This window comes from Halorubrum sp. CBA1229 (genome assembly GCF_003721435.2).
Taxonomy (GTDB): Archaea; Halobacteriota; Halobacteria; order Halobacteriales; family Haloferacaceae; genus Halorubrum.
In genome coordinates this window covers 442,052-458,241 of the sequence record NZ_CP054585.1, presented here as the reverse complement: position 1 = coordinate 458,241, position 16,190 = coordinate 442,052, and the positions used below count along the sequence as shown (strand labels likewise).

General features: G+C 68.6%; 10 protein-coding genes and 1 tRNA gene. 8 read left to right on the top strand and 3 right to left on the bottom strand.

Annotation, left to right across the window (positions count from 1 at the left end; translation table 11 throughout):
• Nucleotides 1–46: 46 nt before the first annotated feature.
• The gene (locus Hrr1229_RS02285) at nt 47–1,258 is read right to left on the bottom strand and encodes an iron-containing alcohol dehydrogenase family protein (RefSeq protein ID WP_123114391.1); all 1,212 of its coding nucleotides are present in this window, start codon (nt 1,256–1,258) and stop codon (nt 47–49) included.
• Nucleotides 1,259–1,390: 132 nt separating this feature from the next.
• On the opposite strand from Hrr1229_RS02285, the gene Hrr1229_RS02280 reads away from it, so the two are divergent.
• From Hrr1229_RS02280 to Hrr1229_RS02260, 5 genes are all read left to right on the top strand, one after another.
• Complete coding sequence (locus tag Hrr1229_RS02280; protein WP_123114392.1) at nt 1,391–2,329, top strand: hypothetical protein; 939 nt, start codon at nt 1,391–1,393, stop codon at nt 2,327–2,329.
• Nucleotides 2,330–2,473: 144 nt separating this feature from the next.
• The gene (gyrB, locus tag Hrr1229_RS02275) at nt 2,474–4,414 is read left to right on the top strand and encodes a DNA topoisomerase (ATP-hydrolyzing) subunit B (RefSeq protein ID WP_123114393.1); all 1,941 of its coding nucleotides are present in this window, start codon (nt 2,474–2,476) and stop codon (nt 4,412–4,414) included.
• Entirely contained in the window at nt 4,411–6,978 is a 2,568-nt protein-coding gene (gene gyrA / locus Hrr1229_RS02270) for a DNA gyrase subunit A (protein WP_123114394.1), read from the top strand. The genes gyrB and gyrA overlap by 4 nt, the downstream gene beginning before the upstream one ends.
• 150 nt (nt 6,979–7,128) lie before the next feature.
• Nucleotides 7,129–7,515, top strand: coding sequence for a hypothetical protein (locus tag Hrr1229_RS02265; protein WP_123114395.1), 387 nt, complete (start codon nt 7,129–7,131; stop codon nt 7,513–7,515).
• Between the two features lie 51 nt (nt 7,516–7,566).
• Nucleotides 7,567–9,624 (top strand): AMP-binding protein, encoded by a 2,058-nt coding sequence (locus Hrr1229_RS02260; protein ID WP_123114396.1) that lies wholly within the window; start codon nt 7,567–7,569, stop codon nt 9,622–9,624.
• A 63-nt stretch (nt 9,625–9,687) separates the two neighbouring features.
• Here the strand turns inward: Hrr1229_RS02260 and Hrr1229_RS02255 are convergent, their stop codons facing one another.
• Entirely contained in the window at nt 9,688–10,158 is a 471-nt protein-coding gene (locus Hrr1229_RS02255; protein ID WP_123114397.1) for a redoxin domain-containing protein, read from the bottom strand.
• A 160-nt stretch (nt 10,159–10,318) separates the two neighbouring features.
• Between Hrr1229_RS02255 and tatA the strand changes: the two genes are divergently transcribed.
• Both tatA and Hrr1229_RS02245 read left to right on the top strand, forming a co-directional pair.
• Nucleotides 10,319–10,597, top strand: a complete 279-nt coding sequence (gene tatA, locus Hrr1229_RS02250; protein WP_123114398.1) for a twin-arginine translocase TatA/TatE family subunit — start codon at nt 10,319–10,321, stop codon at nt 10,595–10,597.
• A 54-nt stretch (nt 10,598–10,651) separates the two neighbouring features.
• Nucleotides 10,652–10,724 (top strand) — tRNA-Arg (locus tag Hrr1229_RS02245).
• A 770-nt stretch (nt 10,725–11,494) separates the two neighbouring features.
• Here Hrr1229_RS02245 and Hrr1229_RS02240 read toward each other — a convergent pair.
• Nucleotides 11,495–12,199 (bottom strand): DUF1405 domain-containing protein, encoded by a 705-nt coding sequence (locus Hrr1229_RS02240; RefSeq protein ID WP_123114399.1) that lies wholly within the window; start codon nt 12,197–12,199, stop codon nt 11,495–11,497.
• A 107-nt stretch (nt 12,200–12,306) separates the two neighbouring features.
• On the opposite strand from Hrr1229_RS02240, the gene Hrr1229_RS02235 reads away from it, so the two are divergent.
• Complete coding sequence (locus tag Hrr1229_RS02235; RefSeq protein WP_123114400.1) at nt 12,307–16,185, top strand: ATPase, T2SS/T4P/T4SS family; 3,879 nt, start codon at nt 12,307–12,309, stop codon at nt 16,183–16,185.
• Nucleotides 16,186–16,190: the final 5 nt, after the last annotated feature.

The following is a 16,190-nucleotide window of genomic DNA, read 5'->3' as shown; positions in this document are numbered from 1 at the left end:
TCGCTAAGCGGCGGAGAAGACCGCTGACACCGCACCGGCCGCCCGGTCACCACGCCGCGCGCAGCACGCCCTCGATCGCCTCCGGCGTCGTGTCGAGGCCCTCGGGCGCCCGGTCCATACACCAGTCGTCGACGACGTACTCGGCGATCGCGGGCAGGTCTCCCTCCTCGGTCGCCGGAACGTCTCGGAGGCGCGACGGGACGGGGAGGTCGTCGCGGACCGCGGCGACAGCGTCGACGACGTCCTCCGCGATCGCGTCGTCGTCGCGCCCGTCGACGTCGACGCCGAGCCCGGCCGCGAGCGCCCGCCGGCTCGCGTCGACCTCGTCGAAGAGGTACGCGAGGACGTGCGGGGCGACGACCGCGTGGACGTCGCCCTGCTGGACGTCGTAGCGGCGCGCGAAGCCGTGGCCGAACGCGTGGATCACCGATATCTTGCGGTCGAGCTGGACGAGCAGCGCGCCGACCACCGCCCGGTCCGTCGCGGCCTCGCTCCCCGGTCGGTCCCCCGCCACCCGCGGGAGCGCGTCCGCGAGGAGCCGCAGCCCGTGGACCGCGCTCGCGTCGCTGACGGGAGTGGCGTCGCTCGCGTACGGCGTCTCGATCCCCTTGTCGAAGCCGTTCATCGCCGACCCCGCGAGCACCGACTCCGGGGTCGTCTCGAACAGCGCCGGGTCGGCGAGATCGACGACCGGCATCGGCCCGTCGCCGCTGACGGTCAGCGGCTGGCCCGTGGGCGACTCGTCGGCCGGCAGCACCTCTAACGAGCCGCCCGTCGACAGGTCCGCGCCGGCGAACGTCGTCGGGATCACGACGACCGGCAGCGAGGGGTCGCTCCCGGGCGCGAGCGACCCGAGCGCGTCGGGGCCCTCGGCCGCGTCGTCGCGGAGCTCGGTCAGGTCGCGGCCGTCGACGTCGAGCATCGCCGCCTGTCGGGCGACGTCGAGGCTGCTGCCGCCGCCGACCGCGACGAGGGCGTCCGCGCCGACCTCGGCGCGCTTATCCAGGAGGTCGTACGCCGTTTCGACGCGCTTGTCGGGGGTCGTGCCGTCGAAGACGCCGGCGAGCCGGTCGCCGAGCCCCTCGCGGATCGGGTCCATCAGGTCGTCGTTGGCGCCGACGTTGGAGCCGCAGACGACGAGCGCGTCGCCGAGTCCCCGGTCGGCGAGGACCGCGCTCAGCTCGCTCGCGCGACCGCGTCCGTACAGGATCTCGCAGCCCCGGTAGCCGTGCTCGAAGGCGTCCGCGATCGGTAGCATCGCGCGACGCTACGGCCGGCGGCCGCTTGTAACTGTGGGAGTCGGGGGTTCGTCGGGTGACCAGTGCCGACTCCCCAAGAGCCAACCCGCTGCGGGTCGGAGCCTCCGATCCGGTCACCCGACCGCGACACCATGCGCCAGTTCCCGCCGCTCCCCGACCTCGACGCTCCGGAGGCGCCCGACGACCTCCTCGAGGGCCACCTCTGGCTCCTCGAACTGATCGACGGAACGGGCCTCCGCTTCTCGATGGACGAGTCCGGGCTCCTCCGGTTCGGGGGTCCGGAAGCGACGTACGCCGACCTCGACGCCGTGCCGCTCGCGCTCCGGCCCGCGGTCCGACGCGTCCGGAGCCGGTTCGACCGGGAGGCGCTTCGGGAGGCCGTCGCCGACCCCGCCGGAGTGACGTTCCTCGGCGTCGCGACCCACCGCCGCGGGACCGATTACGACTGGGAACGCATTCCGCCGTTCCTCGGAACCGACGTGTGGACGGGGGCGGACGACGGAACCGACGACGAGACGGTCGAGGGGGCGTTCCGACCGCCCGACGCCGCCGTCGCGATCTTCCAAGGGGTCGGGCTCGCCCCGGTCAACGCGGTGGCGCGCGAGGTGAACGCCCGCGACTTCGATCCCGACGGATACGCCGTCCCAGCGTCGGCGTGGCGAGACGGCCCGGCCGCGGGCGTCGTCGTCCGGAACAAGCGAGGCGGCCGCGGGAAGATCGCGAGAGAGGCGGGAGACGGCGGTGACGACGGGGACGGCGATCGCGCGGACGGCGACGATCCGGCCGACGCCGGGACCGGCGATCCGACCGACCCCGACGACCTCGCCTCGATCCACGCCGGACGCGAGCGGTTCGAACGGATCGTCGCCGCCCTCGAACGGCGCGGCGAGCCGGCGACGGTCGACGCCCTCGCGGACCGGACCGTCGAGGCGGTCGCCAGGGAGACTCGCCTTCAGTTCGGGGAGGGGGAGGCCGACCCCGCCGGGGTCGACCCCGTCCGATTCCGCGCGTCGGTCGTCGAGCGCGCCCGGGCGTTCCTCGATGGGCGCCGGGACGGGGAGCTCGGCTGACCGACGGCGAGGATAACTCGGGATTCGGTCGGGAGGGAAGCCGGGCGGAAGCCGACGCCCCCGACCAATTCTTTCGGCGTCCTCACGCCCGCGTGCGCGTGCGCCGGGTTTATAAGCCGGCACTGACTAAATCAGTCAAGTTCTATGCCAGAGCAGAGTGAATACGGAGCCGGCCAGATCCAGGTCCTCGAGGGCCTGCAGGCCGTCCGTAAACGTCCGGCGATGTATATCGGGTCCACGGACGGTCGAGGGTTACACCATCTCGTCTACGAGGTCGTCGACAACTCCATCGACGAGGCCCTCGCGGGATACTGCGACGACATCACGGTCACCATCCACGGGGACGGCTCCGTCAGCGTCAGCGACGACGGGCGCGGGATCCCGGTCGACACCCACGAGAAGTACGACCGGCCGGCGCTCGAAGTGATCATGACCGTCCTCCACGCCGGCGGGAAGTTCGACTCGAAGTCCTACCAGGTCTCCGGCGGGCTCCACGGCGTCGGCGTCAGCGTCGTCAACGCCCTCTCCGAGCGGCTGGAGGTCGAGGTCAAACGCGACGGCGGCGTCTACCGCCACGAGTTCGCCCGCGGCGAGCCGGTCGAGGACGGGTTCGAGCGCGTCCGCGACATGGACGAGGGCGAGGACACCGGGACGTACATCCGCTTCTGGCCCGACGGCGAGATCTTCGAGACGAACGAGTTCGAGTTCTCGACGCTCGCCAACCGCCTGCGCGAGCTGGCCTTCCTCAACTCCGGGGTCGCCATCACGCTCGCCGACGAGCGCGACGCGGACGGCGACGCCGACGACGCGGGCGACGAGCAGACGTTCCTCTACGACGGCGGCATCCGCGAGTTCGTCGGCTACCTCAACGAGACGCGGACGCCCATCCACGAGGACGTCATCTACTTCGCGGACGAGGACGAGGACATCCACGTCGAGGTCGCGATGCAGGCGACCGAGGAGCTGCAGGGCTCCGTCCACGCGTTCGCGAACAACATCAACACCCGCGAGGGGGGCACCCACCTCACCGGGTTCAAGACCGCCCTGACGCGGACCGTCAACGACTACGCCAACGAGCACGGCCTCGTCGACGACCTCGACGCGAACCTCAAGGGCGAGGACGTCCGCGAGGGGCTCACGGCGGTCATCTCCGTGAAACACCCCGACCCGCAGTTCGAGGGGCAGACGAAGACGAAGCTCGGCAACAGCGAGGTCCGCGGCATCGTCGAGTCCGCGACCCACGAGAAGCTCGGCACGTTCTTCGAGGAGAACCCCGACACCGCCCGGAAGGTCGTCCACAAGGCCGCGGAGGCCGCCCGGGCGCGCAAGGCCGCGAAGAAGGCCGAGGAGCTCACGCGCCGGAAGTCCGCGCTGGAGTCGACGGCGCTGCCCGGCAAGCTCGCCGACTGCCAGACCCGCGACCCCACGGAGGCGGAGCTGTTCGTGGTCGAGGGCGACTCCGCCGGCGGCTCGGCGAAGCAGGGCCGGAACCGCGAGAATCAGGCGATTCTTCCGCTTAAAGGGAAGATCCTCAACGTCGAGAAACACCGGCTCGACCGCATCCTGGAGAACGACGAGATCCGCGCGCTGATCACCGCGATCGGCGCGGGGATCGGCGAGGAGTTCGACATCGAGGACGCCCGGTACAACAAGATCATCCTGATGACTGACGCCGACGTCGACGGCGCACACATCCGGACCCTCCTCTTGACCCTCTTATACCGCCACATGAAGCCCCTGCTGGAGGCGGGCTACGTGTACGCGGCCCAACCGCCCCTCTATCGCGTCCGCTATCGCGGCGAGACGTACGACGCGATGACGGAAGCGGAGCGCGACCGGATCGTCGAGGAGGAGTGCGACGGGAACCCGGACCAGGTCCAGCGGTTCAAGGGGCTCGGCGAGATGAACCCCGACCAGCTGTGGGACACGACGATGGACCCGGAAAACCGTATCCTCAAGCAGATCAACATCGATGACGCGGCCGCCGCCGACCGCATGTTCAACGTGCTGATGGGCGACGCGGTCGAGCCGCGGAAGCAGTTCATCAAGGAGCACGCGACCGAGGCTGAGTGGGTGGACATATGAGCTCGGACATCCCCGACGCCGACCCGAACGACGTCCGCGCCGCGCAGGTGACGAACGCCCGCATCGAGGACGAGATGGAGCAGTCGTACATCGACTACGCGATGTCGGTCATCGCGGGCCGCGCGCTCCCCGACGTGCGCGACGGGCTCAAGCCCGTCCACCGGCGCATCCTCTACGCGATGCACGAGGCGGGCGTCACGAGCAACTCCTCGCACCGGAAGTCCTCCTCCATCGTCGGCGAGACGATGGGGGACTACCACCCGCACGGCGACAGCGCCATCTACGACACGCTCGCGCGGATGGCCCAGGACTTCTCGATGCGGTACCCACTCGTCGACGGACAGGGGAACTTCGGCTCCGTCGACGGCGACCCGCCGGCCGCGATGCGGTACACGGAGGCCCGGATGGCCCCCATCGCCGAGGAGCTGTTGGCCGACATCGAACGCGACACCGTCGACTTCACCTCCAACTACGACGACCGCCTGGAGGAGCCGGAGGTGTTGCCCTCGGCGGTGCCGCACCTGCTCGTCAACGGCTCCTCCGGGATCGCGGTGGGGATGTCGACCAACATCCCGCCGCACAACCTCGGCGAGGTCGTCGACGCGACGGTCGAGCTGATCGAGAACCCCGACGCGACCGTCGAGGACCTGATGGAGCACGTCAAGGGGCCGGACTTCCCGACCGGCGCGAACATCGTCGGCCGCAACGCGGTCCACGAGGCGTACAAGACGGGCCGCGGTCGCGTCCGCGTCCGCGCCGAGTTCGAGGTCGACGAGGAGGAGGGCCGGATCGTCATAAGCGAGCTCCCCTTCCAGCAGAACAAGTCCCGGCTCGTCGAGCGGATCGCCGAGGACGTCAACGAGGGCGCGATCGAGGGCATTCGCGACCTCCGCGACGAGTCCGACCGCGACGGGATGCGCATCGTCATCGAACTCAAGCGCGACGCGATGGCGGAGGTCGTCAAGAACCAGCTGTTAGAGAGCCACCTCGAGCGCACCTTCGGCGTCATCAACCTCGCGCTGGTCGACGGCTCGCCGCAGGTGCTCGACTTAAAAGAGACGCTCCGTCACTACGTCGAGCACCGCCGAGAGGTCGTGCGCCGGCGCTCCGAGCACGAGCTCGCGGAGCGGGAGGACCGCGCGCACATCCTCGAGGGCAGGCTGAAAGCGCTCGAACAGGTCGACGACGTGGTCGAGACCATCCAGAACTCCGACGACCGCGACGCCGCGAAGGCGGCGCTCGAGGCCGAGTACGAGTTCAGCGAGGCGCAGGCGGCCCACATCGTCCGGATGCAGCTCGGGTCGCTCACCTCGATGGAGACCCAGGAGATCGAGTCCGAGTACGAGGACGTCACCGCTCGGATCGAGCGGCTGGAGACGGTCCTCGACGACCCCGACGAGCTCGACGCCGTGATCGTCGACGAGCTGCAAGAGATGAAAGACGAGTACGGCGACGAGCGCCGCACGAGCTTCATCGAGGACGTCGGCAACGTCACCCACGAGGACCTCATCCCGGAGGAGGAGTGCGTCGTCGTGATGACCGAGGACGACTACATCAAGCGGATGCCGCTGGACACGTTCCGAGCGCAGAACCGCGGCGGCAAGGGGATCATCGGCACCGGCCTCAAGGACGGGGACCGCGTCTCCTCCGTCTTCGCCGCCAACTCCCACGACTACCTGCTCGTCTTCACCAACCGCGGGCAGATCTACGAGCTGAAGACGTACGAGATCCCGGAGATGTCCCGGACCGCCCGCGGGAAGTCCGCGGTCAACCTCCTCGATCTGGACGGCGGCGAGGAGATCGAGGCGGTGGTGAACACGGAGGATCTCGACGACGACGAGTTCCTCACGATGGTCACCCGCGACGGGTACATCAAGCGGACCGCCGTCGACGAGTTCGGCAACATCAGGTCGACGGGGATCCGCGCGATCCGGCTGGAGGACGGCGACGAGCTCGTCGACGTCGAGGTGACCGACGGCGACCGCGACATCGTCATCGGGAGCCGGAACGGGATGGCGATCCGCTTCGACGAGTCGGAGGCGCGCGCGATGGGCCGGACCGCCCGGGGCGTGATCGGGATCGACCTCCGCGAGGGCGACGCCGTCGCCGGCGTGGCCGCCATCGACGACGAGTACCACAACTGGGTGCTCACCGTCACGGAGAACGGCTACGGGAAGCGCTCCGACCTCGACGAGTACCGCCTGCAGTCTCGCAACGGGAAGGGGCTGATCGACATCAAGACCGGCGACCGCAACGGCGAGGCGGTCGCCATCGAGGCGGTCACCTACGGCGACCACCTGGTCGCGATGAGCGGCGACGGCCAGATCATGCGGACCCGCGTCGAGGAGATCTCGACGGTGAGCCGCAACACGAAGGGCGTCATCGTGATGAACCTCGAGGCGGACGACGAGGTCGCCTCCGTCGACATCGTCCCCGAGGCGGCGTACGCCGACGATGGGGCCGGTGACGAGAAGACCGCCGCGGACGAAGGCGATGCCGACGCCGACCTCTCGACCGACGCCGACCTCTCGACCGACGACGACCTCCCGACCGACGCCGAGTAGACGCGCCCGGCGGGGCCGGCGTCCGGACGGGCCCCGACCGCTTTTATAAAAGCCTGTATCGACCCAGAGACCCGCATCGACCCAGCGGACCGTACCGAGCCGGACGGTCGCGTCTGCGGGATTCAAGTCCCGCGGCGACGAGACGACCCCATGAATCGACGCAGCGTCCTCGCCGCGGCGACCGCGAGCGCGATGACGGGAGCGGTCGCGGGCTGTCTCGGAGTGGGAGAACCTGAGCCCGGCCGGCTCGACCTGACGGTCCGGAACGACGGCGCCGACCCCGTCGACGTCGACGTGGTCGTCCAAAGCGACGACGGGACGACGCACGAGGAGGCGAGCGAGCGGATCGACCCCGGCGTCGCCCGAGCGTTCGACGTGGCGGTCGGGACGGCCGATCGCCACGAAGTCGCGGTCACGGGCGCCGACTGGGAGGGCCGGCTTGCCTGGGACGCGGGGGTCTGCGCCCGCTACGACGGGACCGTCGCCGTCGACGGGGAGAACGTCGCGGTCGCCGGGGAGTGCGTCGACCCGCGGTAGCGGAACGTTCAGGAAAATTACTTACGGATACCGCGAAAACGGCCGAACGAGATGGACGAGTACGAGGGGATAGACGAGGTCGTACACGAGCCGAGCGCGGCGTTCGCCGAGTCGACGAACGTCGCCGCGTTCATGCGCGAGTACGACATCGACGACTACGAGGCGCTGATCGAACGCACCACCTCGGAGGTCCCGGGCGAGCCGGCCTCCGGCGTCGACTGGTTCTGGGACGAGATCGTCGACTACCTCGACATCGATTTTTATATCGAGTACGACGCGGTCCGCGACAGCGCGGATCGGAGCTCCGCGGGCAACCGGACGCAGTCCGGTGACGACAGCGACGGCCCGCAGTTCACCGACTGGTACCCCGGCGGCGAGATCAACGTCGCGCACAACGTTGTCGACAGACACGCCGCGGTCGACTCGCCGAACCGCAACCGAGTCGCGCTGATCTGGGAGGGGGAGCCCGGCGACGTCCGCGAAATAACCTTCCACGAGCTGGCCCGGCAGACGAACCGCGTCGCCAACTACCTGGAGTCCGTCGGCGTCGGGACCGGGGACACGGTGGCGCTGTACATGCCGATGGTGCCCGAGGTCGTCTCGATCCTCTACGGCTGCCTGAAAGTGGGCGCGATCGCGGTGCCGATCTTCTCCGGGTTCGGCACCGAGGCGACGGCGACCCGGATCGCCGACGCCGAGCCGTCGGTCCTCTTCACGGGCGACGGCTTCTACCGCCGGGGCAGCGAGGTCCGGCTGAAGGCGACGGCCGACGAGGCGATCGCGAACGCGGGCCACGTCGAACACGCGGTGGTGTACGACCGGCTGGGCGCCACTCCCGACGGTGACTCGGACGACCCCGTCCCGTGGGACCCGGAGCGAGACGTTACCTGGGAGGAGGCGATCGCGTCGCGATCGACCGACTACGAGACGAAGCGGCTCCCCAGCGACCAGGAGTCCATGCTGCTGTACTCCTCGGGGACGACGGGCGAGCCGAAGGGGATCGTCCACACCCACGCGGGCGTTCTCACACAGTGCGCCAAGGAGATCCACTTCGGCTTCGACCAGAAGCCCGCCGACCGGTTCTTCTGGGTCTCCGACATCGGTTGGATGATGGGGCCGTGGACGCTGATCGGGAACCACGCGTTCGGCGGGACGGTGGTGATGTACGAGGGTGCGCCCGACCACCCCGAGCCCGACCGCTTCTGGGAGCTGATCGACCGACACGGAATCACGCAGTTCGGCATCTCGCCGACGGCGATCCGCGCGCTCCGCAAGCACGGGGACGAGTGGGTGGAGGGGCACGACCTCTCCTCGCTCCGGATCCTCGGCTCCACCGGAGAGCCGTGGGACCCCGAGTCGTGGCGGTGGTTCTACGACGCGATCGGCGGCGGCGACTGCCCGATAATCAACATCTCCGGCGGCACCGAGATCTGCGGCTGCTTCCTGATGCCGATGCCGAACCAACCGCTGAAACCCTGCACGCTCGGGGGACCGGGGCTCGGGATGGACATCGACATCGTCGACGAGAGCGGCGAGTCGGTGAAGGAGGCGGGCGAGCGCGGCTATCTCGTCGCGCGCGACTCCTGCCCGTCGATGACGAAGTCGCTGTGGTCCGGCGACGAGCGCTACCTCGAGGAGTACTGGTCGACGTGGGACGACCTCTGGGACCACGGCGACTTCGCCCAGAAGGACGCCGACGGATTCTGGTTCCTCCACGGTCGCGCCGACGACGCGTTAAACGTCGCCGGCCGGAAGGTTGGCCCGGCCGAGATCGAAGGCGTGCTCATCGATCACGACGCCGTCAACCAGGCGGCCGCGGTGGGCGTCCCCGACGACACCACCGGTACCGCGGTGGTCGCGTACGTCGTCCTCGAACCGGGCGTCGAGCCGAGCGACGAGCTCCGCGAGGAGCTGCGGGCGGTCGTCGGCGACGAGCACGGGAAGCCGTTCCGGCCGCGCGAGCTGCTGTTCGTCGACGCCTTCCCGAAGACGCAGTCCGGGAAGATCATCCGCCGCGCGATCGAGTCGGTTTATAAGGGTGAGGATCCCGGCGACCTCTCCTCGATGGAGAACCCGGAGTCCCTAGACGACCTCCGCGACGCGGCCTGAGGGTCGGGTTCGAGGGATTCGCGGGAGTGATCCGTTCGGGGGCGGGACCCGTTCGCGCGCGGCCTACGCGGCCGCCTCGGCGACCGCGTCAGCCAGCGCGTCGTACTCCGGCTCCTGGCCCGAGTGCTCCGCGAGCCAGCGGTACGTCACGACGCCGTCACCGTCGATCACGAAGACGGCCCGCTGCGCGACCGTGTCGACGCCGTAGTCCTCGAACGACTCGATGACGTCGTACGCCTCGATCGCGCGGTGTTCGGTGTCGGCGACGAGCGAGAACGGGAGCTCGTACTGCGACCGGTAGGCCGCGAGCGCGTGCGGGAGGTCGGTGCTCACGCCGAACAGCGTGCAGTCGTCGCGGTCGAATCCGTCGCGGAGCGCCTCCATCTCGTCGGTGCAGGTGTTCGAGAACGCGGCCGGGAAGAAGGCGAGCACCACGGGCTCGTCGCCGAGGTGGTCGGCCAGCCGGAACGGTTCGATATCGTCGTCCACGAGCGAGGCGGTGAAGTCGGGGGCGTCGTCGCCGACGGCTGTCATACCCACCGCTTGCGCCGCGGGCGTATCACAGTTTCGGCGTCTATCGGTGGCGTTCCCGATACGGCGGGGTTCCGGGGGCGTTGCCCGGCCAACGGCGACCCGCCGTCGGCCAACCGAGGCAAAAAGACTATAGTCGCAAGAGGGCTACTCCGGGATAGAGATGATAAGTGCGATTCCACTGATCGGCGGCATCCCGGCGGGTCCGGAGCTCCTCATTATCCTGCTCGTGCTGGTTCTCCTGTTCGGGGCGAACAAGATTCCGAAGCTCGCCCGGTCGACCGGCCAGGCGATGGGCGAGTTCAAGAAGGGACGCGAGGAGGTCGAAGACGAACTGAAACAGATGCAGGACGGCGACGAGGACGACTCGTCCGTCAGCACGGATTCGACCGACGACGAGGAACTCGAAGACCTCGAAACCGAGAAAGAGACGAGCGCGTAATCCGGTTCCGCGACGCCGACCGATCCCCGCTGCGACGTTTTCTCCAACCGCGTTGGGCGCGTGGCCTAGCGGACAGGGCGAGAGGTTCCTAACCTCTCGATCGCGGGTTCGAATCCCGTCGCGCCCGTTCCTTCGCTTCGCTCAGTCACGGGCGCGACTGGCTCCACGCTCGCTCACCGCGTTCGCTCGCGTGGATCCCGCCGTGCCCGTTTTCATTTAGTTGGCTCTGTTCAGCCCCCTCCCAGACCGGTTCTGGTCTGCAACAGCCGGGTGCTGAAGCGCACAAATTGACAGGCTACCGATCAGATACACTGCCAGGTAGCCCCGAAGTAGTCGCGTACGTTGCCGGCTGATTCACCGGAATAACTCCGGCCAACTGGCAGAAATACGTACTTATAATGATTTATTAAGTTAGGATCCTATGTATATTCATGAAAATTTTGAATATGTTTGAAGGCGAGATGACAACAAAACAAATGGGGGTCATCATGATCATCTATATGCTGGCTCTGGCCGTTTTTGGGGTAGTGGCAGTCATCGTGATACACGGTTTCAGATGGCAATGGCTCTAGCGAATCACTGTGACGCGGCGTGGTCGGTCGACAAACCGAACGGATCGGCCGGGTGACCAGCGAGGGTCCGTGTCCAAATTCGACTCTGTTGAAAGCCTCTACAAGCGACATATTCGGCCCCAGTTCCGCTCGGATCTTATATTTTCCCGATACGTTACCGTAACGGCGCCGTGTGGCCCCTGTGACGACAGTACCGACGCGCTCACCTGTGAATTTGACAACTCTGGAATAGTATGATGTCCGACGCGTGTCGGAACCTGCCGGCGGCGTCGAGGTTCCGCATCGGCTATCGGTGACTCGTTGATCCCTCGAGGACGCCCCCCGCTCAGTCGCCCTCGCCGAGCCGCGGGAACGACCGCCACGCGAGCCACACCGCGAACCCGGCGATCGCGAGCGTCGCGCCCGCCAGCAGGGGTCCGGGCTCATATAAGAGGGGCGGGTGGTAGCCGAGTCCGTAATCGAGGGCGACGTTGCCGACGGCGACGGCGGCGGCGACGGCGAGCGCGCCGCGCGTCGTCCGACCGAACACCGGGAACAGCAGCGCGAGCCCGACGAAACAGAGGTGCGTGCCGAGCACGCCCCAGTAGTAGATCCAGGCGTTGGGGGCCGCCACGTACTGGGAGAAGGCGAGGTTCAGCGAGACCAGCGGCCAGAGGCCGAACGTGATCAGCCAGACGAACGCGAGCGTCTGGAGGTACGCCAGCGGCCTCGACGTCGGCGCGTCGGCGACCGCGCTCCCGTCGGTCCGAACCGTCGGGACGAGCGTCAGCAGGACGGCGCCGCCGAGCGCGACCGCGACCGCCGAGTCCGCGTACAGCGGCCACAGCGGGACCGGCACGTCGCCGGCGGTCGGGACGTAGTAGCCGACACCCACCGCGAGCATGAACGCGACGAACGCGAGCACGACGCCGAGGCTGCGGGACGTACCGAGCAGCTCCTCGGCGATCGCCGCGCGGACGCGACGCCGGACGGCCGGCCGCCTGAGCCGACCGAGCGAGCGGAGCGCCGAGGCGTCGTCGGGGCGCGTCACGCCGGTCGCTTCGACCGCGAGGTATAAAAACCGCCTCCCAGCGGGCGATTATCAGAGCCGGTGTTTTGCGAGACACCTTTTTCAACGGTCGCGGCGTTGACGCAGTCATGGCAACCGAGGACGCCGAGCGTTCGCCGCAGTCGCCCGGCGAGGCGGCCGGAGCGGCGTCAGCGTCCGACGCGCCCGTAACGAGGGGGCGCTACTCGTGGCGGGCGTTCCTGACCGACCGCGGCCGGGCCGACGCCGCGGCGGCGCTGTACGCAGACGTCGGCGAGGAGCCGGTAGTCCCGGCGAGCGCCGTCGCCGCGCACGCCGAAGACGGGACCGATCGCGTGCTCCGCGCCTCCGGCGTCGACGAGCCGTTCGTCGCCGACGGCGACACGCCGGTCTCCGGGCACGGGACGCCGGACGCGGGGACGCTCGTGGTCGGCGACGGCCACGTCGTGCTCAGCGGCGACGCCGTCGTCCCCGACGGGACGTCGACGGCGGTGGTGGACTCCGGGCCGTTCGACTCCGAACAGGAGTCCGAACCCGAACCCGAGTCCGAACCGGACTCGACGGGCGAGGAAGGCGAGGCGGAGTACGAGGGGGATCCGGAAGACGCGGTCGGCGGTGACGACGAGGACGGAGACAGCGACGGAGACGGAGACAGCGACGGGGACGACGATGGGGGCGAACTCGCGGTCGGTCTCGGCGGCGTGACCGGGACGGTCGCCGTCGCCGCCGCCGACGTCGAGATGGTCCCGAGACGCGCGCCGACCCCCGAGGAATGGGCGCGCGTCGACGTCGATCCGAGCGAGTTCCTCGGGTTCGACCCGTCGGAGACGGGGTACCGAGTCCGGGCCGCCGCGGCCGTCGGCGACGTCCTCTGGGACCGCTGTTCGGCGCGGTACGACCTCTACTCAGTGCCGGTTCTGAAGGGCTACTACACGTGGGACGACTACCGCGACGAGTACTTCCTCGACGAGGACGGGAACCCGCCGACCGAGGTGAACGAAGAGGGGGAAGAGGTGCCGCTCGAATTCACCCACGAGGACAAGACTGAGGCGCTGGGGTTCGACCCCGACCGGACCGAGGAGCTGTTGGGGGCCGGCGGGACCGCCGCCGAGGAGCTCGCCGATCTGGTCGACGAGCGGACGGTGAACGTGAACCCCGAGGTCGATGAGGACGAGTTCTTCTCGACGGCCGCGGGCGACACCACGCTCGCGAATCGCTACGACCTGGAGAAGGCGGTGCCGATGCCGAAGAAGACCCACTTCCGCGAGATCGAGCGCTACTGGGTGAACAAGCCGTACGCGTTCGTCATCGTGTTCCGCTCGACGAAGGAGAACGAGGTGAAGTACTACGCGGTCCAGCCGTACCGCACCGAGATCGAGACGGACCTCGTCGAGTTCCTGACGGGGAAGCTCCGGACCTCGATCAAGTACGCCGACGAGGCGATCGCGGGGGGCGACGAGGAGTTCCGCAAGGACGTCATCGTCGACGAGGCGCTCACCCTGCTCGACCGGTACGATCTCTACGAGCGCGAGGCGGGCGACCGCGGGGTGATCGACGACCTCGTCGACGAAGCGGTCGACCGGTTCGGGTTCGACGTCACGGAGGGGATCGCCGCCCGAATCACGGAGTCGCTCGGCTACGAGCCCCCGACGGCGTCGGAGTCGGAGTCGACGCCGAGCAAGATACTCGCCAGGCCCGAGCCGGCGGTGATGGCCGAAGATCCGGAGACGCTGTCGGACCATCAGGTCGAGAAGCTGCTGTACTACCTCAAGCGGGACTTCATCGGTTACGAGCGGATCGACCCGATCAAGTACGACATCAACGTGGAAGACATCTCCTGTGACGGGTACAACTCCCCCGTCTTCGTCTACCACTCCGACTACGAGCAGATCATCACCAACGTCTACCACGAGACCGACGAGCTCGACGACTTCGTGGTGAAGCTCGCGCAGCGCTCCGGGAAGGGGATCTCGAAGCGGCGCCCGCAGGTGGACGCCACGCTCCCGGACGGCTCCCGCGCCCAGCTCACGCTCGGCCGCGAGGTGTCGGACCACGGGACCAACTACACCATTCGGCAGTTCAACGACGTCCCCTTCACCCCGATCGACCTGATCAACTGGAAGACGTTCTCGCTCGACGAGATGGCCTTCCTGTGGCTCTCCATCGAGAACCACAAGAGCCTGATCTTCGCGGGCGGCACCGCCTCCGGGAAGACGACGAGCCTGAACGCGGTCTCCCTCTTTATCCCCTCGAACGCGAAGATCGTCTCCATCGAGGACACCCGCGAGGTCGAGCTCCCCCAGCGCAACTGGATCGCCTCCGTCACCCGCCCCTCCTTCTCCGACGACGACAAGGGCGACATCGACGAGTTCGACCTGCTGGAGGCCGCGCTCCGCCAGCGCCCGGACTACATCGTGATGGGCGAGATCCGCGGGGAGGAGGGCCGGACCGCCTTTCAGGTGATGTCGACGGGCCACACCACGTACACGACGTTCCACGCCGACACGGTCGGCGAGGTGCTCAAGCGGTTCACCACGGAGCCGATCAACGTCTCGAAGACGATGTTCACGGCCCTCGATTTAGTCTCCGTCCAGACGTCGACCCGGGTGCAGGGGAAGAAGGTGCGCCGGAACAAGTCGCTGACCGAGATCAACCACTACGACGCCGAGAACGACGAGATCAACGTCCAAGACGTGTTCCAGTGGCAGGCGGAGACGGACGAGTTCCTCCAGATGGGCGACTCCAACACCCTCGAGGACATCATGTTCGACCGCGGATGGAGCCGCGAGACGCTGAACGAGGAGCTCCGGAAGCGCCGGGTCGTGTTGGCGTATCTCATCGACCGCGGGCTCAACAGCTACGCGCAGGTGGCCGCGACGTTTCAGGCGTTCATCAACGACCCCGAGACGGTGCTCGCGCTGATGGCCAACGAGGGGCTGGAGCGCTCGCTGGAGGACCTCCGGGAGATGGAGTCCGTCCTCATCAACGTCGACCGCGACAAGGAGGAGATGGTGCCCCGACCGGACCCGGACGAGGCGGGCCGGGAGGAGGTCGAGCAGATCCTCGACGAGGCCGAGGACCTGTTCGCGGAGTACCGGGGTCGGATGCCCGACTCCGTCGCCGACGCGCTGCTCGACGTGGCCCCCGCCGTCGACGTCGAGGCGTCGCCGGACGGGGACCACGAGACGCTCGAAGAGACGGCCCGCGAGGCGGCCGCGCTCCACCCCGATGCGCTCGGCCCGGAGCGCCCCGACACCGGCGCGGACAGGGACGACGCAGAGACCGACAGCGCAACGGACGGAGCCGTGACTGACGACGGCGTAACGGGAGACGGCGTAACGGGAGACGACGTGACGGACAGCGACGCGGGCGCCGAGGCCGAGCCTCCCTCCCCCGACCCCGATCCCTCGTCGTCGGAACCGGTTCGTCACGACAGCTTCGAGGGAGTGGCCGACGCGACCCCGGTCGACAGCGACCCGAGGGTCGGTCCGACCGATCGAACGCCGAACGCAGACGACTCGGTGGGCGCAAACGGGTCGGAGGCACCGAGTGAGGCCGCCGACGCGGACGCGGAGGACGGAGCGATTGACTTCGACGAACCGTTCGACGAGGGGATCGACGTGTTGGACCCGGCCGACGAGGAGACCGATACGCCTGCGGTCGCTCCCGCTGATAGGGTCGGCGCCGACGCGCTTCCCGACGACTCCCAGCTTGACGAACCGGGGTTCGGCGCCCCCGGAACCGACGATTCCGGGAGCGATGCCGGAGCCGGTCCCGACGGCGAGGACTCGGACGCGAGCGAGGGCGACGTGGAAGATGACGAGGGCGACGTGGGCGAGGGCGATGTGGGCGACGTGGACGAGCCCGATGAGGCTAGCGAGGGGGACAACGATGACGAAGCGAGCGGGGACGACGACGAGGGGGACGACGAGGACGACGACATCGACGACTGGGGGTTCGGCACGGTCGAGTCCCCGGAGGAGCGGTAGCGCCG

Coding starts and splice junctions, on each gene's coding strand:
- Hrr1229_RS02255 (WP_123114397.1), bottom strand. CDS start 10,158: ATGACAGCCGTCGGCGACGACGCCCCCGACTTCACCGCCTCGCTCGTG.
- Hrr1229_RS02260 (WP_123114396.1), top strand. CDS start 7,567: ATGGACGAGTACGAGGGGATAGACGAGGTCGTACACGAGCCGAGCGCG.
- gyrA (WP_123114394.1), top strand. CDS start 4,411: ATGAGCTCGGACATCCCCGACGCCGACCCGAACGACGTCCGCGCCGCG.
- Hrr1229_RS02285 (WP_123114391.1), bottom strand. CDS start 1,258: ATGCTACCGATCGCGGACGCCTTCGAGCACGGCTACCGGGGCTGCGAG.
- gyrB (WP_123114393.1), top strand. CDS start 2,474: ATGCCAGAGCAGAGTGAATACGGAGCCGGCCAGATCCAGGTCCTCGAG.
- tatA (WP_123114398.1), top strand. CDS start 10,319: ATGATAAGTGCGATTCCACTGATCGGCGGCATCCCGGCGGGTCCGGAG.
- Hrr1229_RS02280 (WP_123114392.1), top strand. CDS start 1,391: ATGCGCCAGTTCCCGCCGCTCCCCGACCTCGACGCTCCGGAGGCGCCC.
- Hrr1229_RS02265 (WP_123114395.1), top strand. CDS start 7,129: ATGAATCGACGCAGCGTCCTCGCCGCGGCGACCGCGAGCGCGATGACG.
- Hrr1229_RS02235 (WP_123114400.1), top strand. CDS start 12,307: ATGGCAACCGAGGACGCCGAGCGTTCGCCGCAGTCGCCCGGCGAGGCG.